Origin of the sequence: Chelatococcus sp. YT9 (assembly GCF_018398315.1) — a bacterium.
Taxonomy (GTDB): domain Bacteria; phylum Pseudomonadota; class Alphaproteobacteria; order Rhizobiales; family Beijerinckiaceae; genus Chelatococcus.
The window spans coordinates 1,347,622-1,366,370 of the sequence record NZ_JAHBRW010000001.1; the positions used below are offsets into that span (position 1 = coordinate 1,347,622).

The 18,749-nt window shown below is 63.4% G+C and carries 25 protein-coding genes; 9 read left to right on the forward strand and 16 right to left on the reverse strand.

Features of this window, described 5'->3' with window-relative positions; genetic code table 11:
- Positions 1-2: 2 nt before the first annotated feature.
- Complete coding sequence (locus KIO76_RS06050; protein WP_249729764.1) at positions 3-686, reverse strand: ABC transporter ATP-binding protein; 684 nt, start codon at positions 684-686, stop codon at positions 3-5.
- A gap of 473 nt (positions 687-1,159) precedes the next feature.
- On the opposite strand from KIO76_RS06050, the gene KIO76_RS06055 reads away from it, so the two are divergent.
- From KIO76_RS06055 to KIO76_RS06095, 9 genes are all read left to right on the forward strand, one after another.
- The gene (locus tag KIO76_RS06055; RefSeq protein WP_213325060.1) at positions 1,160-1,747 is read left to right on the forward strand and encodes an arylesterase; all 588 of its coding nucleotides are present in this window, start codon (positions 1,160-1,162) and stop codon (positions 1,745-1,747) included.
- Between the two features lie 61 nt (positions 1,748-1,808).
- Positions 1,809-2,855, forward strand: a complete 1,047-nt coding sequence (locus KIO76_RS06060) for an aldo/keto reductase (protein ID WP_213321935.1) — start codon at positions 1,809-1,811, stop codon at positions 2,853-2,855.
- 253 nt (positions 2,856-3,108) lie between these two features.
- Positions 3,109-3,642 (forward strand): RNA 2',3'-cyclic phosphodiesterase, encoded by a 534-nt coding sequence (gene thpR, locus KIO76_RS06065; RefSeq protein WP_213321936.1) that lies wholly within the window; start codon positions 3,109-3,111, stop codon positions 3,640-3,642.
- A gap of 172 nt (positions 3,643-3,814) precedes the next feature.
- Complete coding sequence (locus KIO76_RS06070; RefSeq protein ID WP_249729505.1) at positions 3,815-4,228, forward strand: YkvA family protein; 414 nt, start codon at positions 3,815-3,817, stop codon at positions 4,226-4,228.
- A gap of 158 nt (positions 4,229-4,386) precedes the next feature.
- Positions 4,387-4,944 carry an invasion associated locus B family protein gene (locus KIO76_RS06075; protein ID WP_249729506.1) on the forward strand — a complete coding sequence of 186 codons (558 nt, stop codon included), beginning with the start codon at positions 4,387-4,389 and terminating at the stop codon, positions 4,942-4,944.
- Positions 4,945-5,047: 103 nt separating this feature from the next.
- Complete coding sequence (locus KIO76_RS06080; RefSeq protein WP_213325066.1) at positions 5,048-5,302, forward strand: PepSY domain-containing protein; 255 nt, start codon at positions 5,048-5,050, stop codon at positions 5,300-5,302.
- A 188-nt stretch (positions 5,303-5,490) separates the two neighbouring features.
- Positions 5,491-6,789, forward strand: a complete 1,299-nt coding sequence (gene rlmN / locus KIO76_RS06085; RefSeq protein ID WP_213321937.1) for a dual-specificity RNA methyltransferase RlmN — start codon at positions 5,491-5,493, stop codon at positions 6,787-6,789.
- A 3-nt stretch (positions 6,790-6,792) separates the two neighbouring features.
- Complete coding sequence (locus KIO76_RS06090) at positions 6,793-7,260, forward strand: hypothetical protein (RefSeq protein ID WP_213321938.1); 468 nt, start codon at positions 6,793-6,795, stop codon at positions 7,258-7,260.
- 79 nt (positions 7,261-7,339) lie between these two features.
- A complete protein-coding gene (locus KIO76_RS06095) occupies positions 7,340-7,924 on the forward strand; it encodes a LemA family protein (protein ID WP_213321939.1) in 585 nt (194 codons plus the stop codon).
- Between the two features lie 48 nt (positions 7,925-7,972).
- On the opposite strand, the gene leuB is transcribed toward KIO76_RS06095, so the two are convergent.
- The 15 genes from leuB to KIO76_RS06165 all read right to left on the reverse strand — a co-directional run bounded on the left by leuB (position 7,973) and on the right by KIO76_RS06165 (position 18,633).
- Positions 7,973-9,082: a 3-isopropylmalate dehydrogenase gene (leuB, locus tag KIO76_RS06100; RefSeq protein WP_213321940.1), complete on the reverse strand. Its 1,110-nt coding sequence runs from the start codon at positions 9,080-9,082 to the stop codon at positions 7,973-7,975.
- Between the two features lie 149 nt (positions 9,083-9,231).
- Complete coding sequence (locus KIO76_RS31320; protein WP_283771412.1) at positions 9,232-9,360, reverse strand: hypothetical protein; 129 nt, start codon at positions 9,358-9,360, stop codon at positions 9,232-9,234.
- Positions 9,357-9,884, reverse strand: coding sequence for a hypothetical protein (locus KIO76_RS06105; protein ID WP_213321941.1), 528 nt, complete (start codon positions 9,882-9,884; stop codon positions 9,357-9,359). The genes KIO76_RS31320 and KIO76_RS06105 overlap by 4 nt, the downstream gene beginning before the upstream one ends.
- A 199-nt stretch (positions 9,885-10,083) precedes the next feature.
- Positions 10,084-10,689 carry a 3-isopropylmalate dehydratase small subunit gene (leuD, locus tag KIO76_RS06110; RefSeq protein WP_213321942.1) on the reverse strand — a complete coding sequence of 202 codons (606 nt, stop codon included), beginning with the start codon at positions 10,687-10,689 and terminating at the stop codon, positions 10,084-10,086.
- A gap of 59 nt (positions 10,690-10,748) precedes the next feature.
- Positions 10,749-11,135 (reverse strand): metallopeptidase family protein, encoded by a 387-nt coding sequence (locus tag KIO76_RS06115; protein WP_213325067.1) that lies wholly within the window; start codon positions 11,133-11,135, stop codon positions 10,749-10,751.
- Positions 11,136-11,232: 97 nt separating this feature from the next.
- Complete coding sequence (locus KIO76_RS06120) at positions 11,233-11,484, reverse strand: hypothetical protein (RefSeq protein WP_213321943.1); 252 nt, start codon at positions 11,482-11,484, stop codon at positions 11,233-11,235.
- A 49-nt stretch (positions 11,485-11,533) separates the two neighbouring features.
- A complete protein-coding gene (locus KIO76_RS06125; RefSeq protein ID WP_249729507.1) occupies positions 11,534-12,061 on the reverse strand; it encodes a GNAT family N-acetyltransferase in 528 nt (175 codons plus the stop codon).
- The gene (gene leuC, locus KIO76_RS06130) at positions 12,058-13,461 is read right to left on the reverse strand and encodes a 3-isopropylmalate dehydratase large subunit (RefSeq protein ID WP_213321944.1); all 1,404 of its coding nucleotides are present in this window, start codon (positions 13,459-13,461) and stop codon (positions 12,058-12,060) included. The genes KIO76_RS06125 and leuC overlap by 4 nt, the downstream gene beginning before the upstream one ends.
- Before the next feature lie 510 nt (positions 13,462-13,971).
- Positions 13,972-14,373 (reverse strand): 50S ribosomal protein L19, encoded by a 402-nt coding sequence (gene rplS, locus KIO76_RS06135; protein ID WP_213321945.1) that lies wholly within the window; start codon positions 14,371-14,373, stop codon positions 13,972-13,974.
- 336 nt (positions 14,374-14,709) lie between these two features.
- The gene (trmD, locus tag KIO76_RS06140) at positions 14,710-15,402 is read right to left on the reverse strand and encodes a tRNA (guanosine(37)-N1)-methyltransferase TrmD (RefSeq protein ID WP_213321946.1); all 693 of its coding nucleotides are present in this window, start codon (positions 15,400-15,402) and stop codon (positions 14,710-14,712) included.
- A gap of 27 nt (positions 15,403-15,429) precedes the next feature.
- Positions 15,430-16,119 (reverse strand): ribosome maturation factor RimM, encoded by a 690-nt coding sequence (rimM, locus tag KIO76_RS06145; protein ID WP_213321947.1) that lies wholly within the window; start codon positions 16,117-16,119, stop codon positions 15,430-15,432.
- Positions 16,120-16,147: 28 nt separating this feature from the next.
- Positions 16,148-16,504 carry a 30S ribosomal protein S16 gene (rpsP, locus tag KIO76_RS06150; RefSeq protein WP_213321948.1) on the reverse strand — a complete coding sequence of 119 codons (357 nt, stop codon included), beginning with the start codon at positions 16,502-16,504 and terminating at the stop codon, positions 16,148-16,150.
- A gap of 36 nt (positions 16,505-16,540) precedes the next feature.
- On the reverse strand, positions 16,541-16,840 hold the full coding sequence (locus KIO76_RS06155; protein ID WP_213321949.1) for a chorismate mutase: 300 nt from the start codon (positions 16,838-16,840) through the stop codon (positions 16,541-16,543).
- Positions 16,840-18,408: a signal recognition particle protein gene (gene ffh / locus KIO76_RS06160; RefSeq protein WP_213321950.1), complete on the reverse strand. Its 1,569-nt coding sequence runs from the start codon at positions 18,406-18,408 to the stop codon at positions 16,840-16,842. Before ffh ends, KIO76_RS06155 begins: the two co-directional genes overlap by 1 nt.
- A 3-nt stretch (positions 18,409-18,411) precedes the next feature.
- Complete coding sequence (locus tag KIO76_RS06165) at positions 18,412-18,633, reverse strand: eL24 family ribosomal protein (protein ID WP_213321951.1); 222 nt, start codon at positions 18,631-18,633, stop codon at positions 18,412-18,414.
- Positions 18,634-18,749: the final 116 nt, after the last annotated feature.

Below are 18,749 nucleotides of genomic sequence, written 5' to 3' on the forward strand. Positions count from 1 at the left end.
TCTCAACGGTTGACGGATGCATGGTCCGCCTCAACCAGGCCGGACCGGAGATGCACAACGCGATCACAACGAGCCGCAAGGCTCGGATCATGGGTCACGAGCACGAGCGTCGCATGGCGATCCCGCTTCAACTCGAACAACAGCTCGACGATGCTGCTCCCCGTCGCCTCGTCGAGATTGCCCGTGGGTTCGTCTGCCACAAGGATCGGCGGATGGCCGACCGTCGCCCGGGCTATGGCGACGCGCTGCTGCTCGCCGCCCGACAACTGGGACGGATAGTGGCTGAGGCGATGGCCGAGTCCCACGCGCTCGAGCGAAGCCGCCGCCCGCTCGAAAGCATCGCGCCCAGCGGCCAGCTCGATCGGTAGGGCGACATTCTCCAGCGCCGTCATCGTAGGCACGAGATGGAAGGACTGGAAAACGATGCCGATGTTGCGGCCGCGGAAGCGCGCCAACGCATCCTCATCAAGGTTCCCGAGCTCCTGGCCCGCGACGATGACCGATCCCTTATCAGCACGTTCAAGGCCCGCCAGCGTCATCAAGAGCGTCGACTTGCCGGAGCCAGAAGGGCCAACCAGACCGATGGCCTCGCCGGGACGTACCGCCAGTGATATGCCTTTCAGAATATGCACGCGAGCAGCGGCATGACCGAGACTGAGGTGGACGTCCGCAAGCTGGATAGCCATATCGGTGGATGCGGTCGGCGCGGCGGCGTTGGCATGGAGTTGTCCTTGCGGCACAATCTGTCCCACCTTGGGCTGTGAAGCGGAAGACGTCAGCCTGTCCTGGAGAGCATTGTGAACAGTGCGCTGATCTGCTTCCACTGTAGGTTCCATACCTTCCGCTCCGCTTCTGCCCACCCGGTCATGCAACGTTCGTCCGCCTTACAGCAAAGGCCCACGCTGCCATCATCACAATCCATCCATCATATCGAGCCCGCCAAGCGCCGGACCATTCCGGACCGCTTCTGTGGGCCCGCGCAGGGTACGGAACGCGCAGGGCCTGTTCTGCCGAGCATACGCCACTGTTCAGACAGCCAACGTCATATGGGAGAGATCGCGTCGTGATCCAATGTTTGTCTCACCTGGCTTCCTCTTTTCGAGGTGTGACAACGCACCTGATAGCCCTCTCACTCGCGCTAACGCTGTGCTTTCCGTTGATGATTTTCCCCGCTCACGCCGCCGAACCGCCCAAGATCGTCGTCTTCGGCGACAGCCTCGTCGCGGGCTACGGCCTGCCAGCGAACCAGGCCCTTCCGCCCGTCCTGCAGGCGATGCTCGCGGAGAAGGGCGTCCGGGTGGAACTGGTGAATGCCGGCGTCTCGGGTGACACTGCCTCCGCTGGGCTCGCCCGGCTCGACTGGTCCATCCCGGACGACACGCAAGGGGTGATTCTCGAGCTCGGCGCCAACGACATGTTGCGCGGCATCGATCCCGCGGTGACGAAGGCTACCCTCGACAGCATCATCAAACGGCTGAAGGAGCGCAACATCCCCGTGCTGCTCGCGGGCATGCAGGCGGCTCCCAATCTCGGCGCCGACTATGTCCAGCGCTTCAATGCCATCTATCCGGAGCTTGCCAGGACGCATGGCCTGGCGCTTTATCCCTTTTTTCTCGAGGGGGTGGCTGGCAACACGTCGCTCAATCTTCCCGACGGACTTCATCCGACAGCCGAAGGCGTGCGGCGTATCGCGACGGCGATGTTGCCGACCGTCGAACAGTTCATCGCCTCTCTTCCCAAACGCTGACGGCAACTTGCCTGCGGCCCTTTCCACACTGAGATCAGCAACACGGGGACATCGCCCTTCCATGCGCTACACCAAACTCGGCCGCACCGGCCTCGACGTCAGCCGGATCTGTCTCGGCACGATGACCTTCGGCGACCAGAACACGAAGGCCGAAGGTTTCGCCCAGATGGACTATGCCGTCGAACGGGGCGTAAATTTCTTCGATACAGCCGAGCTTTATTCGGTGCCGCCGAAGCCGGAGACACAAGGCTCAACCGAGCGCATCGTCGGGGACTGGCTCTTGGAACGCGGGCAGCGCGACAAGATCATCCTTGCCACCAAGATCGTAGGACGCACCCCCAACACCTGGTTCCGGGAGGGCGGCCTACCCGGGGAACTGAACCGGGCCCAGATCCAGGAGGCGGTCGATAAAAGCCTCAAGCGCCTGAAGACGGACTATATCGATCTTTACCAGCTGCATTGGCCTGATCGCGCAGTCAGCCAATTCGGCTCCAACCCCACGATTTTCAAGGAAATGAGTGGGCCCGAGAATCCGATCCCCGAAATACTCGATGCCCTCAACGACATTGTCAAAGCTGGCAAGGTGCGCTTCATCGGCCTCTCCAACGAGAGCCCGTGGGGCGCAATGAGCTTCCTTCACGCCGCGGAGACGGGCGACAAGCCGCGCGTGCAATCAATCCAGAATGCGTATTCGCTGGTCAACCGCACCTTCGAGATTGGTCTCGCGGAAATCGCGCTGCGGGAGAACACGGGCCTTCTCGCCTATTCACCGCTGGCGCAGGGTTACCTCACCGGCAAATACCAGAACGGCGCCCTGCCCAAGGGAAGCCGAAAGCAGCTTTACAACCGGCTGCAGCGCTACGAGACCCCCGGCGCGCAGGCGGCGTTCGACGCTTATCTTGGCCTCGCCGCCACAAGCGGCCTCGATCCCGCACAAATGGCGCTGGCTTTCGTGCTGTCCCGGCCCTTCGTGACCGCCGCCATTGTTGGCGCGAGCAACCTCGAGCAACTCAAGATCAATATCGATGCCATCGACCTTTCACTGACGGAGGAAGTCGAACAGCAGATCAACAACATCCACCTGCTGCACCAGAACCCCTGCCCCTAAGCTCAATCGACATTCACGCCCGATAGGGCTCCGGCGGCGGGCGCTGATCCCTCCCCTCCAGGGGAGGGTGGCGCCGCAGGCGCCGGGTGGGGCCGACATGATGGTGCCGCGAGAAAATAGCAACAGCAACTTGGCCAACGAGGCATCGTCCCGGCCTGGTGCCCCCACCCGACCTCGCTGACGCGAGGCCACCCTCCCCTTGGAGGGGAGGGATCGGCGCCGACGAGAACGGAACACCCTTGAGGAGATGACCATGCCGCGCTTGTTTTCCGCCCTCTCCATCCCGGAGGATGTCGCCAGCGCACTGTCACTCCTGCGTGGCGGGCTGCCAGGGGCGCGCTGGATGGAACCCGACGACTATCACATCACGTTGCGCTTCATCGGCGATATCGACGATGCCATGGCCCGTGACATCGACGAAACCCTGGCGGAAATCCACCGCCGTCCGTTCGATGTCACCATCGAGGGTCTCGACAGCTTCGGCGGCGCCCGCCCGCGTGCAATCATCGCCCGGGCGGCGCCCACCGCGCCCTTGATGGAGTTGCAGGCGGACCACGAACGCCGCTGCCGTCGCGCGGGCCTCGACCCCGAAACCCGGAAATTCACGCCCCATGTCACTTTGGCGCGGCTGCGCGATGCCTCGCCACTTGATGTCGCGGATTATCTTTCGACCCGCAGCGCACCCCAGTCCATCACCTTCCCGGTCGATCATTTCGTGCTCATGTCGGCGCGCGCCTCGGTTGGGGGCGGGCCGTATATCACCGAGGCGGTCTATCCGCTGCTGTGACGATCCGCTCATCGCGCGCGGCGGTTAGCCGCCCCCGTCACGGAGCGCTCTCGGCGGTTGCTCCGGCGGTTCGTCTTTGGCCACGCTTGCACCTTCCCCCTACTGACCCCATGTTTCAGGGCGATGTGGCTGCGGGCCTGGGTGCCCGCCACCGGGAAGGATGCATAAGGCAATGGCTGCTGGCGATTTCGCTGGTTCCGGTTTCGGACATAGGCTCACGCCGGAAGAAATGGCCGAGATCCGGCGCCGGGCCAGGGCGGAGGACGGAGATGCCGAGGTGCGCGTCAAGCGTGGCTTCTGGCCTGCCCTGAAGCGGGTGGCGCGCAACGTGCCATTCGCGAACGACCTCGTCGCCGCCTATTACTGCGCGCTCGATCCCAAGACGCCACGCCGCGTGAAGGTGGTGCTCTACGGCGCGTTGGCTTATTTCATCCTGCCCTTGGACTCGGTTCCGGACATCATTCCGCTGCTAGGCTATGGCGATGACATGGCGCTTCTCGCGGCAGCAATCACGGGCGTTGCCACATCGATCACCGATGATCATCGCCGGCGTGCTCACGAAACTTTGTCCGAGATGGACATCTAGGCGGCAAAAGCCATTAACGTTCGCGCGTTACGCATCGCCCGTTCAGGGAAAATTATGCCTGAGTTTCTATATCATGGTACAGAATATATCATGGTACAGAATACGGTTAAGGGAACGCGCCCGCTTTTCCTGCGGGCTGCGGGGAGTAACATGCGTTCATGATTCGGCATCTCTCCTTCCAGCCCCTTCGGGGCTTCTTCATGGTCACCCTGCTCTTGTGTGGTTACGGAGCAGCGACGACCAGCGCGACGGCGCAAGGCGCGGGCGGCCAGAGCCAGGCGGTTCTTCTCGCCTCCTCAGGTGACTGGGGCGCCTATGCCTCAGGCCAGGGACGCAACAAGGTGTGCTATGCACTGTCGCAGCCCAAGAGCCGCCTGCCTCAGGGCTTGAATCGCGATCCGGCCTATCTGTTCATTTCTACGCGGCCGGCTGAGAATGTCCGCAACGAGATCAGTCTCGTGATGGGCTTTCCGACGAAGGAGGGCGCAGAGGCCACGGCGACCGTGGGTGATGCGAAATTTGCCCTCGTAACCAAAGACAGCAACGCCTGGGTCAAGAATCCCGCCGAGGAAGCCCGCGTGCTCGCCGCCTTCCGCGCCGGCGCCAAGCTCATCGTGAAGTCGCAATCGCGCCGCGGCAGCAACCTCACGGATGAGTATTCGCTGGCTGGCTTCACCCAGGCGCTGGAGCGCGCCGCTGCAGAATGCAAGAAATAGCGAATCCTTTATTCGCCTCCAGATTGATTCCCGGTTCTAATGACGGCGCCCGTGTGGCGCCGTTTGCATGTATCGAACAATCGAGGAAGAAGCCTTGTCGCGTATGAAAGCCGTACTCTGCGCCCTCGCCGTGACCGCGACCTTCACGAGCCACGCCCTTGCGGACGTTCCCGGCCCCGATTGGCTCCCGATGGAGCAAGTCATCGCGAAATTGAAGGCGACCGGCTACAGCGCCATACATGCCCTCGAAGCCGACGATGGCCGCTGGGAAGGTGAAGGCATGAAGAACGGCCAGGTAATGGATTTTGCTGTCGATCCGCGCTCCGGTGCCCTGCTGTACGAGAGGCTCGACGGATAGCGGAAATGCGGAAACGGCATGGCCGTGCCGTCTCGACCGTGCTATAGCGGCGCATTCTGCATTCCTTGGAGCGCATGTCACCGCGGCGCACGCGACATCGCAGCTCCGGATGGACCACAACCCACATGCACGGTTCCATGACGCGTTGCCGTCCCGGTTTCGTGCATCGTTATATGAGATGACCATCGATGGCCGAGGTTTCGCTCGACTTTGCCAGACGCAACAGCGCCTCCGTGGCGGCCGTCGCGCATGCGCCTGTCGGCGCCGCCCAGTCCGTCGATGAACGGGCGCCTTCACTGCTCGGCGCGACGCGCGGGGAATTGAGAACAGCCCTGTCGTCGATCGGCGTGCCCGATCGCGACCTCAAGATGCGGACAGCCCAGCTCTGGAGCTGGATCTACCAGCGTGGCGTCACCGATTTCGGGGCCATGACAACGATCAGCAAAGACCTGCGCGCGAGGCTTGGGGATGCGTTCACGCTCGACCGTCCTGAAGTCGTCACCGAGCAGGTGTCACGCGACGGCACACGGAAATGGTTGATGCGTATGGCGCCCGTCGCCGCTCACGAAAAGGTGAAAGGCGTCGGCCCTGAGATCGAATGCGTCTACATCCCGGAGGCGGACCGGGCAACGCTTTGCATCTCGAGCCAAGTGGGCTGCACCCTGAACTGTTCCTTCTGCCACACTGGAACGCAGAAGCTGGTGCGCAATCTCACCGCCGCTGAAATTGTCGCGCAGCTCGTGGTTGCTCGCGATCGCTTGGGCGACTGGCCCGGCCAGTCGCCGCCGCCAGGCGCGCGTGAACAGGGCCTCCTGCCCGGCGACGGCAGCCGTTTCGTCACCAACATCGTCCTGATGGGCATGGGCGAGCCGCTTTATAACTTCGACAATGTCCGTGATGCCATGGGCGTGGTCGCTGATGGCGACGGCCTGTCGCTCGGTAAGCGCCGCATTACTCTGTCGACCTCCGGCGTTGTCCCGATGATCCCTCGAGCCGGCGAGGAAATCGGTTCAATGCTCGCTATCTCGCTCCATGCGGTGCGGGATGACCTGCGCAATACGCTCGTTCCGCTGAACAAGAAATATCCGATCGCCGAGCTTCTGGACGCCTGCCGCAACTACCCCGGCGTCTCGAATGCCCGCCGAATCACGTTCGAATATGTGATGCTAAAGGGGATCAACGACAGCCCGGCCGACGCGCGCGAGCTCGTGCGTCTCCTCAAGGGCATCCCGGCCAAGATCAACCTCATCCCATTCAATCCCTGGCCAGGAACACAGTATGAGTGCTCGGACTGGGATACGATCGAGACATTCTCCGACATCGTGTTCAGGGCCGGTTACGCGAGCCCGGTGCGAACGCCGCGCGGCCGCGACATCCTGGCCGCCTGCGGCCAGTTGAAGAGCGAGACGGAAAAGCTTCGGGCGCGAGCGCGCCTGATGGCGGAGAGCGGCATCGGCGCCGAAGGCCTGTTCACGGCCGGAGACTGATCGATGCGCCTTCTCGCGCGCTTTATCCTTGTGCCGCTCGGTATCGGCTGCGCCGTGACCGCCGGCCTCATCTTCCTCATGCTTGCCGCCACATTCCAGCCCGCGCTCGCCCAGCTCTTCGCCGGGCTGAGCCTTGCGGGCCTGCTCGCTTTTTTCGATGCCCTGACGATGACCGGCGACGCCGAGGCGCCGCGCGGGGCGCTGCTGGCGCTCTGGATGCTGACGGTTGGTTTCGTCGCGCTGCCGCCCGCCGTCATCGCCTTCGTGGGCGAATTCGCCGGCTGGCGCTCCTTCGTCTGGTACTCCGGCGCCACTGCGCTTCTAACGGCAGCGCTACCCTGGATCGCGCGTGGTTCGACGGAGGGCACGCAAGGTGAGGCGGACATCACCCTCGTGCTGTTCCTGACCGGCGCGCTTGCAGGCCTGGTGTACTGGGCGACAGCCGGCCGTTCCGCGGGTCGCCAACCATGACGCCGGTGCGCCTGTTCTGGCGAGCATTCCGCCTTGCAACCACTTCATCTACACATCTGACGATCGGGGAAATCTGACCATGGGGTCACGCGCGCTCATCAGCGTTGTCGCTGTCGTGACGGCAGTGTGTTTTGGCGCGGCAACGGTTGTGTTCGCCAGGAACAGCGCCGCGGAGATCCCCATACGCGCAGAAAATGCAGTCGCCGCCTGGGGTAACGTCGAAAAGGAATTCAAGGCGCGCACGGCCGTGGCCCCGGCCATGGTTGCGCTCGCCATCCGCGTCGAGGCCAACGACCAGCTACGCGAGCGCATCGTGACCGCCGCCGAAGATGTCGAGGCACTATCGCCGGACCCCAGCACGCCCTATTCGCCCGACAAGCTGCGCGCTTTCATGGCGACTCAGGATGCCCTCTCGGATGCGCTCGGAGAGGTGCTGGATCTCGTCAACGCCCATCCGGCCGATGCCGCAGATCCCAAAGTCAAGGCGCTTCTGGCGCAATTGGCCGAGCACGAACAACGCATGGTCGTGGCGCGCAGCGACTATGTTCAAGGTGCGAAGGCATATAACGAAGAACTCGAGACGCTGCCGAACCGCTGGACGGTATCCTATTTCCATCCCGACGCGTCGCTGATGGTGGCAAGCTTCGACTTCAAGAAAAAGTAAGGAGCGCCCAAAGGCGCTCCCACAACATCCGTCAGTCTCGCTGAGCTATCAGCGGGCAAGCTTCTGCAGCTCGGCCAGAACGGCATCGCCCATCTCGCCGGTGCTGGCAGCATTGGTGCCCGGTCCCGCGATATCCCGCGTGCGCAGGCCGCTCCCCAGAACGTTGGCAACCGCCTTCTCCAGCAGATCCGCCTCCTCGACGAGATTGCAGGAATAGCGCAAGGCCATGGCGAAAGACCCGATCATGGCGATCGGATTGGCAAGGCTCTGGCCGGCGATATCGGGCGCGGAACCATGCACGGGCTCATACATCGCGCGCCGCTTGCCGGTCGCAGGGTCAACGGCGCCAAGGGCCGCGGAGGGCAACATGCCGAGCGAACCCGTCAACATCGCCGCCACATCCGAGAGAATGTCGCCGAACAGGTTGTCGGTGACGATGACGTCATACTGCTTGGGGTTGCGCACAAGCTGCATCGCGCAGTTGTCGGCGAGCACATGCTCCAGCGCGATGCCTGGATAGTCGCCATGCACGCGGGTGACGACCTCGTTCCACAGCACGCCGGACTTCATCACGTTGCGCTTCTCGGCTGAAGCCACCTTGTTGCGGCGCTTGCCGGCAAGGTCGAAAGCGATGCGGGCGATGCGGTCAATTTCGTGAGTCGTGTAGAGCTGGGTGTCCACGGCGCGCTTTTCGCCGTTCTCCAATGTCACGATCTCCTTCGGCTCGCCGAAATAGACGCCGCCGGTCAACTCACGCACGATGAGAATGTCGAGCCCCTCGACCAGCTCGCGCTTCAACGACGACGCGTCGGCCAGCGCGGGATAGCAGATGGCGGGGCGCAGATTGGCAAAAAGGCCGAGGTCCTTGCGGAGGCGCAGCAGGCCAGCCTCCGGGCGATGCTCGTAGGGAACCTTGTCCCATTTCGGCCCGCCGACGGCGCCGAACAACACCGCGTCGGACGCCATCGCAAGCCCCATCGCCTCGTCGGTGATGGCAACGCCGTTGGCGTCATAGGCAGAGCCGCCCACAAGGTGGCGCTCGGTTTCGAAACGATTGCCGCTTTCCTTGTCGAACCAGCGAACGAGCTTCTCCACTTCGCTCATGACTTCGGGACCGATCCCGTCGCCGGGCAGGAGGAGGAGATTGAAGGATGCCATGATGCCTCGCGAGACTACGCCGAGATGGATTGTGTCGGAGGTTTAAGACGTTCCGCGGGGACTTGGCAAGCATCGCACCTGACGACAATCGGATCCGGCAACAATCCGATCCATCAAGCGATTGGCATACAGGCTGATGAGAGGCTCCGTCAGAGGTCAACCCCGCCATAGGCGTGGTATTCCCCGATCACGGCCTCGGAATAACGAATGCCGAACACCAGGCCGGTAAAGACCTCGGCGACGAACTCCAGCGGATTGATCGTCGCGTAGCCGCTCACCTGCATCCCGATATGGGGCGCGACGAAGGCGTCCTGGACACCTTTTTAAATCTCCAGAACATATCCGGCCTGTGCGCCTCATGCAGGAAATGGCCAAACTCGTGCACGACAGCCGCGATCCCGCGTATCGCCTCCGAGGCACTGCGGCTCGGTACCGGCGCGAGCCCAGCTATCTGGCTCGTGATGCCGGCGTCCCGCAGCTGATCCGGAATGCCACGCTTGCCCTTGGAGCCTTCCCCGAAGATTGGGCTCTGGCCGGGGTAATGATCATTCACGTCAAAGATCTTGTCACCCACGAACATGGTGCGCTTGCCACCCGGCCCCTCCGGCCACCAGCAGGCCTCGCATGGGACGCGAGGATGCAACATCACGTTCAGCGGCGAGATGCGAGGGAGATGATCAGGCAATCGGTCGATGATGAAGCGAATGGCATTATGCACGCAGCCCATCTTGTCGTTGTGAAAACCTGCCATCCGGTTGAAGCTCGAATGAACGATCACTCCACCCATAAAGATATGACTCACATATGCGTTGAAATCCCCAATTTCTGCAACACTTCTACTATATGGCATGTCCCATCACGAAACTAAGATCGCAATTCGAATGCAATATTCATAAATACATCCATTTCAGAAACAACAACGGCGGGATGCCTCTTGGAGGCTCCCGCCGCATTTCAAGTCGCAAATGACGCCCCGGGCAGCCGGTGCGGGCCCCGCCCGATCAGAGCCAGGGATGCGTCTCTTTCGTCTTGGTCTCATAGCTGGAGATCGCGTCCCGCTTCTCCATGGTCAGGCCGACACCGTCAAGGCCATTGAGCATGCAGTGTTTGCGGAACGGGTCGAGGTCGAAAGTGATGCTGCCGCCGTCCGGGCCCTTGATGGTCTGGCTCTCCAGATCGACCGTGAGCGTGGCATTGGCGCCGCGGCGCGCATCGTCCATGAGCTTTTCGAGGTCTTCCGGAGAGACCTTGATCGGCAGGATGCCGTTCTGGAAGCAGTTGTTGTAGAAAATATCCGCGAAGGACGTCGAGATCACGCAGCGGATGCCGAAGTCCAGCAATGCCCAAGGCGCGTGCTCGCGCGAGGAGCCGCAGCCGAAGTTGTCGCCGGCTACAAGGATTTGCGCGTTGCGATAAGCCGGCTTGTTAAGGATGAAGTCCGGATTCTCGGAGCCGTCTTCCTTGAAGCGCATCTCCGCGAAGAGGCCGGCCCCGAGACCCGTGCGCTTGATCGTCTTCAGATACTGCTTCGGGATGATCATGTCGGTATCGACATTGACGATCTCCAGCGGCGCCGCGACCCCCGTCAGGGTTGTGAATTTATCCATCCGTCCAGTCCTTCCACCCAAATCCTCACGCAGCGGAGCCTCAGACTCCGCAGATTTCATCAACCGGCTTCCCGCTCGATCGCCTCGATATCCTCGTCAGACAAACCGAAATGATGCCCGATCTCATGCACGAGCACATGCGTCACGATCGCGCCGAGCGTCTCCTCATGCTCGGCCCAATAGTCGAGGATCGGCCGACGATAGAGGAAGACCATATTCGGCATCTGCCCGCTCAAAGGCCCCGCGCCCTGTTGCGCCAGACCATGTCCGCGGAACAGGCCAAGGAGATCGAAAGGACTTTCGAGGTCCATTTCCTCGATCGTCTCTTCATCGGGAAAATCCTCGATCGTCAGCACGACGCCACTGCATAATGTGCGAAATGCGTCAGGCAGTTGTGCCAGGGCACGCTCCGCCAGAATCTCGACATCGGCCAAGGTCGGAGCCATTCGCCTGCCCCAGGCAAGCGGCTGGTCGCCCGCAAGATTGTGCACCGATGCCACGCTGTCACTCTCCGTTCACAGAATAGTCCCGAAAAGCCGTCGCTCAGCTCCGCAGCTGCGTGAACAGCGACACCGCGAGGTAGATGACGATCACCAGCCCGATGGCCCGTCCGATCCGCCGTCCCCAGACTTCGATCGGATCACGACGTCCATCCGGCAAGACGGGCGCATCTGCCCCGGTCATGTGGCGAACGACACGGGCAACGCCGGAATCGGCAATCGCCTCGCTGTCACGGGAAACACGCTCCAGCGTTTCCTTCGCTTCCCGCTCCCGTTCGTCATCACCTTTCGTCATGACCCACCATCATGGCCCGCCACGGCCGTGCACCACTAGCGGTTAAGCCTCACCAGGAAATGCCTGGCTCAAGCCAGATCACATAGTTCTTCCAGGGCGCTGCCTCAGCTATGCGGTCATACAGCCGCTGCGCGCCGAGATTGTCGCGAGGAACCATCCAGCGCAATTGGATCCAGCCGCGCTTGCGCCCTTCGGCGACAATATCGTCGATCAACGCCCGGGCAATTCCCTGCCCCCGCGCTTCAGCGAGGACATAGAGATCGTCAATCTGCCCCGCGCGACGCCGGGAAATAGCCTCCGGCAGGTCGTAGTACAGAGCAAAGCCAACGAGCTTGCGATCTTCAGCCCTGCCACTGAAAGCGCCTCGGATGATGACGCCTGGCTCAGTCAGCAACCGTTCGACATAGGCGAGGTCTGGCTTGTCGCCGCTGTCCTCGCCATGGCTGAGGGCCTCGCCATAGGCCGTGATCAGGGGCAGCAGCGCGCGCCCATCAGCGGGCTCAAGTTCCCGCAGCACAAGGTCGGCTGCTGCCGTCATGGTGGCCGCGCCGGCGGGCGACGGCCGGTTCGCGGTCATCTCCAGTCCCGGATGTCGACAAAGCGTCCCGCAATCGCCGCCGCCGCCGCCATGGCTGGCGAAACGAGATGCGTGCGGCCCTTGAAACCCTGGCGCCCTTCGAAATTGCGGTTCGAGGTCGACGCGCAGCGCTCGCCCGGCTTCAGCTTGTCGGCGTTCATGGCAAGGCACATGGAGCAGCCCGGCTCGCGCCAGTCGAAGCCCGCTTCGCGGAAGATCACGTCCAGGCCTTCCTCCTCGGCCTGAAGCTTCACCAGACCCGAGCCCGGCACGACCATCGCGCTGACGCTCGGATGCACGGTCTTGCCCTGCACCATGGCGGCGGCAGCGCGCATGTCCTCGATACGGCCGTTGGTGCAGGAGCCGATGAACACACGATCCACCGTCACATCGGTCATTTTGGTACCGGGCTTCAGGCCGATATACTCGAGCGCACGCCACTTGGAGTTCCGCTTGTTCTCGTCCTGGATCTCGTCCGGATTGGGTACGACGCCAGTCACCGCGACGACATCCTCGGGACTTGTGCCCCAGGTCACGATCGGCGGCAGGCTGGCGGCGTCGAGCCGGATCTCGCTGTCGAAGACCGCCCCCTCATCCGTCCTGAGGCTGTTCCAGAAGCGGACGGCCTCGTCCCAGGCGGCGCCCGTCGGCGCCTTCGGGCGGCCCTTCAGATATTCGTAGGTCTTCTCATCCGGTGCGACGAGGCCGGCTCGGGCGCCGCCCTCGATCGACATGTTGCAGACCGTCATGCGGCCTTCCATGGACAGCGAGCGGATCGCCTCGCCGGCATATTCGATGACATGGCCGGTGCCGCCGGCCGTGCCGATCTCACCGATGATCGCCAGCACGATGTCCTTGGCGGTGACGCCGGGCGGCAGCTGGCCGTCCACCGTCACGCGCATGTTCTTGGCCTTTTTCTGGATCAGCGTCTGGGTGGCGAGCACGTGCTCCACCTCCGACGTGCCGATGCCATGGGCAAGCGCGCCGAAGGCGCCATGAGTCGAGGTGTGGCTGTCGCCACAGACGATCGTGGTGCCCGGCAGCGTGAAGCCCTGCTCCGGCCCGATGACGTGGACGATGCCTTGGCGGACGTCGCGCTCGTTATAGTACTCGACGCCGAAATCGCGAGCGTTCTCTGCCAACGCCGCCACCTGCGTCGCCGCCTCGGGATCGTCGATGCCCTTCGAGCGATCGCTTGTGGGAACGTTGTGGTCGACGACGGCGAGTGTCTTTTGGGGCGCACGCAGCTTGCGGCCCGCGACGCGCAGGCCCTCGAAGGCCTGGGGACTCGTCACCTCATGCACGAGGTGGCGGTCGATATAGAGCAGGCAGGTGCCGTCGGGCTGTTCGTCGACCAGGTGGTCGTCCCAAATCTTGTCGTAGAGAGTGCGAGGCTTCATGGCGTGATGATCTCAACTGCGGGATGGCTGTTCTTGGCGCCATCGATAACGGCCGCGCGCGCGGAGGATATCCACACGCGACATTTGAGCCGGCGGAGCCGGCGTCAGATCACCGTAAGTTGCGCGTTCGCGGCCGTGGTCAGGCGTCCGAAGAAACGTCCCGGCAGACGCGCGTGATCATGCAACGCAGCAAACTCGTGGGTCGTCACCACCGGTCGCGCCCTCAAGGCGCGCGACGAGGCCGGTAACAGCCGATCCTGTGGGCATTGCATGGTCATAATGTCTAGTTTTTAGCAGATCCAAAAAGATCCGACAATCAATACCGCGACAGAGGCAAAGAGAGGCGGCATCAATGCCGCGCACCCTAGCCGATCGTGGCTTCTGCGACGAGAACCCAAGAAAAAAGGCGGGAACCGCATGCCTTCCGCGCAATCCCAAAAGGATCGTCAGCGAAAAGACAGGCAGGCCCGCCTCGACACTCCGGCATGAGAGCCGGAATGGAATATGCGATTACTCGGCGGCGGTTGCCTCGGCGCCCTTGGTCTTCTGCGCGCGATCGGCGCGCTCGGCGATACGGGCGGACTTACCGCGACGGTCACGCAGGTAGTAGAGCTTGGCGCGACGCACCTTGCCGCGGCGGACGACCTTGATGGAATCGATGTTCGGCGAATAGAGCGGGAACACGCGCTCGACACCTTCGCCATAGGAAATCTTGCGGACAGTGAAGCTCTGGTTGATGCCACCGCCATCACGAGCGATGCAGACACCCTCATAGGCCTGGACGCGCGTGCGCTCGCCTTCCTTGACCTTCACGTTCACCTGCACAGTGTCGCCGGGCTCGAAATCGGGAAGCTCGCGGCCTTCGGTGAGCTTGGCGATCTGCTCTTTGTCAAGCGCTTCAATGATGTTCATCGGTTCAACTCCTGCCGAGACGCCCTCACGGGCGCCAGCGTTTCGGCGACGCTGTTTTGAATTGGGTGTCCGCAGCGAACCATACCGGCCACCGAGGATGGGGCGCTATACACCAGCCGAAGGGTCCTGTCGAGGAGCAAAGCGCCGCGCCAGCCGACCGGTGGCGCTGCAGCCGACGCCTTGATCCCGGTTTAGTCTCCTTCACCCGCCCCTCGCCCGAGGGAGGAGATCAGCGCCTCTGGCCAGTCGCGCGATGATGCAAAGGCGTCGCTCGCCCGCGAGCAAGCGGAAGAGTGGAAGAGCATTCAGCCTGTACGAGCCACATTCGCCTTCGACCTAATCTCTGTCGAGCAGATCCGGCCGGCGCTCCGCCGTCAAACGCTCCGCTTCCTGGCGTCGCCAGCGCGCGATGGCACCGTGATCGCCGGACAAAAGCACGTCCGGGATGGCACGCCCCTCCCATTCTCGCGGCCTTGTATACTGAGGATACTCGAGAAGCCCGTTCTCGAAGCTCTCTTCATCTCCAGACGCGTAGGCGCCCATCACGCCCGGCAACAGCCGCACGCAGGCATCGGTCAGCACCATGGCCGGAATCTCGCCGCCAGAAAGCACGTAGTCGCCGATGGAGACCTCGGTTAGACCGCGCCCTGCGATCACACGCTCGTCGACGCCCTCGAAGCGGCCACAGACGATCACGAGCCCCGGGCCCGTCGCAAGCCGGCGCGCGTCCGCCTGCGAAAACGGGCGCCCGCGCGGGCTCATCAGCAAGCGCGGCCTAAGGTCGCCCTGTTCCGCCACCGCATCAATGGCGGAGGCCAGCACATCGGCCCTCAGGACCATACCCGGGCCGCCCCCAGCGGGGGTATCGTCCACCTTAGCGTGGCGGCCGATGCCATGCTCTCGGATCTGGCGCGCCTCGAGGCTCCAGAGCCCGCGCGACAGCGCATCCCCCGACAAGCTGGTGCCGAGCGGACCGGGAAACATCCCGGGGTAGAGGGTGAGAATCGTGGCGCGCCAAGTCATCGGCATCACGTCATCGGCATCAAGTTATCGGTCTCAATCGCGCGAGGATCGGCTGTCCTCATCGGGATCATCCGGCTCCACCGGATCGAAGAGGCCCTTGTCAGCCACCACAACATGCCCGTCTTTCACGGAAACGATGGGAACCGCGGCCTTGCTGAAGGGCACCATCGCCGTGACAGGGCTGTCGGCCTTGCGGACCTCGATGATGTCGCCCGCTCCAAAATTGTGGAAGCCGATGAGCGTTCCGAGGCGCGCGCCGTCCTCCGCAATGACGGCAAGGCCGATGAGATCGGCCTGGAGAAACTCTTCTTCCTCGAGATCGCTTGCGAGCCGCTCACGTGGAATATACAGGGCGACGCGGTTCAGCGCCTCGGCGGCGTCCCGGTTGTCGATACCCGCGACCCGTGCCACCAGCATGTCGCCCGCCGGGCCGGCAGCCGGGCGCACGTGGTTCAGCACGAAGCTGCGCGCGCCATCGGCGGTCTCAAGCGGCGAGTAGCCCTTGATGGCCTCAGGCTCACCTGTAAAGGACTTGAGCCGCACCTCGCCGCGGACACCATGCGCGCGGCCGAATTCACCCACGAGCACCAGCCCGGGACGCGGCTTTTCCCGCCCTTTCGGGGCGGGAGATCCATGCGCAATCGGCGGGCGCTTCTCGATCTCCACCCGCGGATGGGAGGAGCTCGGACGCGCCAGGGCCGGACGAGAGGGCTTTCTTGCCATTCAGGATCCTGCCCCTGCGTTGCGTGGCTTACGCCTCAGCAGTCTCGGCGCCAGCGGCAGCCGCGCGCTCAGCTGCACGCTCCTGGGCCTTCTTGCCCGGCGCAGCCTTCTTGGGGTTGTTGCGGGCAGGACGCTTGGCGACGCCGGCGGCATCGAGGAAGCGCAGCACGCGGTCGGTCGGCTGGGCCCCCTTGGCGAGCCAGGACTTGGCCTTCTCGACGTCGAGCACGACGCGAGCCGCGTCATCCTTCGGCTTCATCGGATCATACGCGCCGATCTTCTCGATGAAGCGGCCGTCACGCGGGGCGCGGGCGTCGGCCACCACGATGCGGTAGTAAGGACGCTTCTTGGCGCCGCCACGGGTCAGACGGATCTTCAGGGACATTAAAGACTACTCCTCAGGTCTAACGATAGGGGCGCCTCAGGCGCCCTGGTTCTGCCGGCTCTTGATGGTTTCGTGATGCCGGATCACTTCCTTGACGATGAAGTTCAAGAACTTCTCGGCGAAGTCTGGGTCGAGATTGGCGTCGGCGGCGAGGGCCCTCAAGCGCGCGATCTGTCTGGCCTCGCGGCTGGGATCGGCGGGCGGCAAGTCATGGGTTGCCTTGTACTCGCCGACCGCCTGGGTGCACTTGAAGCGCTCTGCCAGAAGATGCACCAGCGCCGCGTCAATATTGTCGATGCTGCCGCGCAAGCGCAGCAATTCGGGATGCGCGTCCATCACTTCTTCTTCCCCAATCCGGGAAACCCGCCGAGGCCGGGCAGTTTCGGCCCGAGGCCGGGAAGCCCCCCACCCATGCCGGGAAGCTTGGGACCACCCCCGAAACCGCCCGGCGGCAGGGCAGGCAAACCGCCACCGCCAAGCCCGCCGGGCAATTGCGATTTCATCTGCTCCAGCATCTCCGGCGTTACTTTGGAAGGATCGATGTTGGGCATGCCGCCGCCAAGCCCGAACATGTTGCCCAGTGCGCCCGCGATGCCCCCTCGGCCGCCCTTGCCTACGGATTTCATGACGTCAGCCATGGTCCGGTGCATCTTCAGCAGCTTGTTGACGTCCTCGACCTTGGTGCCGGAGCCGGCGGCGATGCGTTTCTTGCGGCTCGCCTTGAGGATGTCCGGATTGCGGCGCTCCTTCACCGTCATCGAATCAATGATGGCGGTCTGCCGCTTCACCACCTTGTCGTCGAGATTGGCGCTGGCGATCTGGGACTTCATCTTGGCGATGCCCGGCAGCATGCCAAGCAGGCCGCCCATGCCGCCGAGCTTTTCCATCTGCGCCAATTGATCACGCAGATCCTCCAGATCGAAGGATCCCTTGCGCATCTTCTCGGCCATGCGCTTGGCGCGATCGGCGTCGAAGCTCTCCGCCGCCTTCTCCACCAGCGAGACGATGTCGCCCATGCCGAGAATGCGGTTCGCAACGCGCGCTGGGTGAAAGTCCTCCAGCGCATCGACCTTCTCACCAGTGCCGACGAGCTTGATCGGCTTGCCAGTGACGGCGCGCATCGAGAGCGCCGCGCCGCCGCGGCCATCGCCGTCCATACGGGTCAGCACGATGCCCGTGAGCCCAAGCCGGCCATCGAAGGCCTTGGCCGTATTCACGGCATCCTGACCGGTGAGGCTATCGGCGACCAGCAGCACCTCGTGCGGCTGCGCGACGGCTTTCACCTCCGCCGCTTCCAGCATCAGCGCCTCGTCGAGGGTGACGCGGCCGGCGGTATCGAGCATCACCACGTCGAAGCCGCCGAGCCGTGCGGCCTCCATGGCGCGGCGGGCGATCTGCACCGCCGACTGGCCGGCGATGATTGGCAACGTCTCGACGCCGACCTGCTTGCCAAGCACGGCGAGCTGTTCCATGGCGGCAGGACGGCGCGTATCGAGCGAGGCCAGAAGGACGCGGCGCTTGGCCTTGTCGGTGAGGCGCTTGGCGATCTTCGCTGTCGTCGTGGTCTTGCCCGAGCCCTGCAGGCCGACCATCAGAATGCCGACGGGCGCCGGGGCCTCGAGATCGATGCTCTCGGCTTCCGCGCCAAGCATCGCCACCAGCTCGTCGTGAACGATCTTCACGACCATCTGGCCGGGGGTCACCGATTTGATGACCTCGGCGCCTACGGCGCGGCTGCGCACCTTGTCGATGAAGCTGCGTGCGACTTCCAGCGCGACGTCCGCCTCCAGCAGGGCGCGACGCACTTCCCTGAGGGCCGCATTCACGTCCTCCTCGGAGAGCGCACCGCGCTTCGTCAGCGCATTGAAAATGCCGGAAAGTTTATCGGAGAGATTGTCGAACAAAGCTCACTCCTCGACTTGTCCGGCCCGCGTCGCCCGACGGACGACCAGCGCGGCCTCGAAATGCTTGATGGCCGTCTCGAATTTGTCCCGGCATCCGGGATTGCAGAAGCCGACGACCGCCCCTTTGTAACGCGTGAGGCTGTCAGCCGCGATCGGCCGCCCAGACCATGGGCAGAGCTCATTGATCGCGTCCTCAATCCTCAATGGCGTGTCAGCCAATGCCATGTTCACTCCTGCGATGCCCGCCGCTGCACGTGGCCTTCAAGCGCGAACACGCCCGAGGGCGCACAGCGCTGTCGGACGTTGACCTCTGGCCTCTCGGACCAGTCGGCGGCTCTCGA

Bases quoted from the DNA above. Each gene is read 5' to 3' on its own strand.
- KIO76_RS06050 (WP_249729764.1), bottom strand. From the start codon at position 686: ATGGCTATCCAGCTTGCGGACGTCCACCTCAGTCTCGGTCATGCCGCT.
- KIO76_RS06055 (WP_213325060.1), top strand. From the start codon at position 1,160: ATGATTTTCCCCGCTCACGCCGCCGAACCGCCCAAGATCGTCGTCTTC.
- KIO76_RS06060 (WP_213321935.1), top strand. From the start codon at position 1,809: ATGCGCTACACCAAACTCGGCCGCACCGGCCTCGACGTCAGCCGGATC.
- thpR (WP_213321936.1), top strand. From the start codon at position 3,109: ATGCCGCGCTTGTTTTCCGCCCTCTCCATCCCGGAGGATGTCGCCAGC.
- KIO76_RS06070 (WP_249729505.1), top strand. From the start codon at position 3,815: ATGGCTGCTGGCGATTTCGCTGGTTCCGGTTTCGGACATAGGCTCACG.
- KIO76_RS06075 (WP_249729506.1), top strand. From the start codon at position 4,387: ATGATTCGGCATCTCTCCTTCCAGCCCCTTCGGGGCTTCTTCATGGTC.
- KIO76_RS06080 (WP_213325066.1), top strand. From the start codon at position 5,048: ATGAAAGCCGTACTCTGCGCCCTCGCCGTGACCGCGACCTTCACGAGC.
- rlmN (WP_213321937.1), top strand. From the start codon at position 5,491: ATGGCCGAGGTTTCGCTCGACTTTGCCAGACGCAACAGCGCCTCCGTG.
- KIO76_RS06090 (WP_213321938.1), top strand. From the start codon at position 6,793: ATGCGCCTTCTCGCGCGCTTTATCCTTGTGCCGCTCGGTATCGGCTGC.
- KIO76_RS06095 (WP_213321939.1), top strand. From the start codon at position 7,340: ATGGGGTCACGCGCGCTCATCAGCGTTGTCGCTGTCGTGACGGCAGTG.
- leuB (WP_213321940.1), bottom strand. From the start codon at position 9,082: ATGGCATCCTTCAATCTCCTCCTCCTGCCCGGCGACGGGATCGGTCCC.
- leuD (WP_213321942.1), bottom strand. From the start codon at position 10,689: ATGGATAAATTCACAACCCTGACGGGGGTCGCGGCGCCGCTGGAGATC.
- KIO76_RS06115 (WP_213325067.1), bottom strand. From the start codon at position 11,135: ATGGCTCCGACCTTGGCCGATGTCGAGATTCTGGCGGAGCGTGCCCTG.
- KIO76_RS06120 (WP_213321943.1), bottom strand. From the start codon at position 11,484: ATGACGAAAGGTGATGACGAACGGGAGCGGGAAGCGAAGGAAACGCTG.
- KIO76_RS06125 (WP_249729507.1), bottom strand. From the start codon at position 12,061: ATGACCGCGAACCGGCCGTCGCCCGCCGGCGCGGCCACCATGACGGCA.
- leuC (WP_213321944.1), bottom strand. From the start codon at position 13,461: ATGAAGCCTCGCACTCTCTACGACAAGATTTGGGACGACCACCTGGTC.
- rplS (WP_213321945.1), bottom strand. From the start codon at position 14,373: ATGAACATCATTGAAGCGCTTGACAAAGAGCAGATCGCCAAGCTCACC.
- trmD (WP_213321946.1), bottom strand. From the start codon at position 15,402: ATGCCGATGACTTGGCGCGCCACGATTCTCACCCTCTACCCCGGGATG.
- rimM (WP_213321947.1), bottom strand. From the start codon at position 16,119: ATGGCAAGAAAGCCCTCTCGTCCGGCCCTGGCGCGTCCGAGCTCCTCC.
- rpsP (WP_213321948.1), bottom strand. From the start codon at position 16,504: ATGTCCCTGAAGATCCGTCTGACCCGTGGCGGCGCCAAGAAGCGTCCT.
- KIO76_RS06155 (WP_213321949.1), bottom strand. From the start codon at position 16,840: ATGGACGCGCATCCCGAATTGCTGCGCTTGCGCGGCAGCATCGACAAT.
- KIO76_RS06165 (WP_213321951.1), bottom strand. From the start codon at position 18,633: ATGGCATTGGCTGACACGCCATTGAGGATTGAGGACGCGATCAATGAG.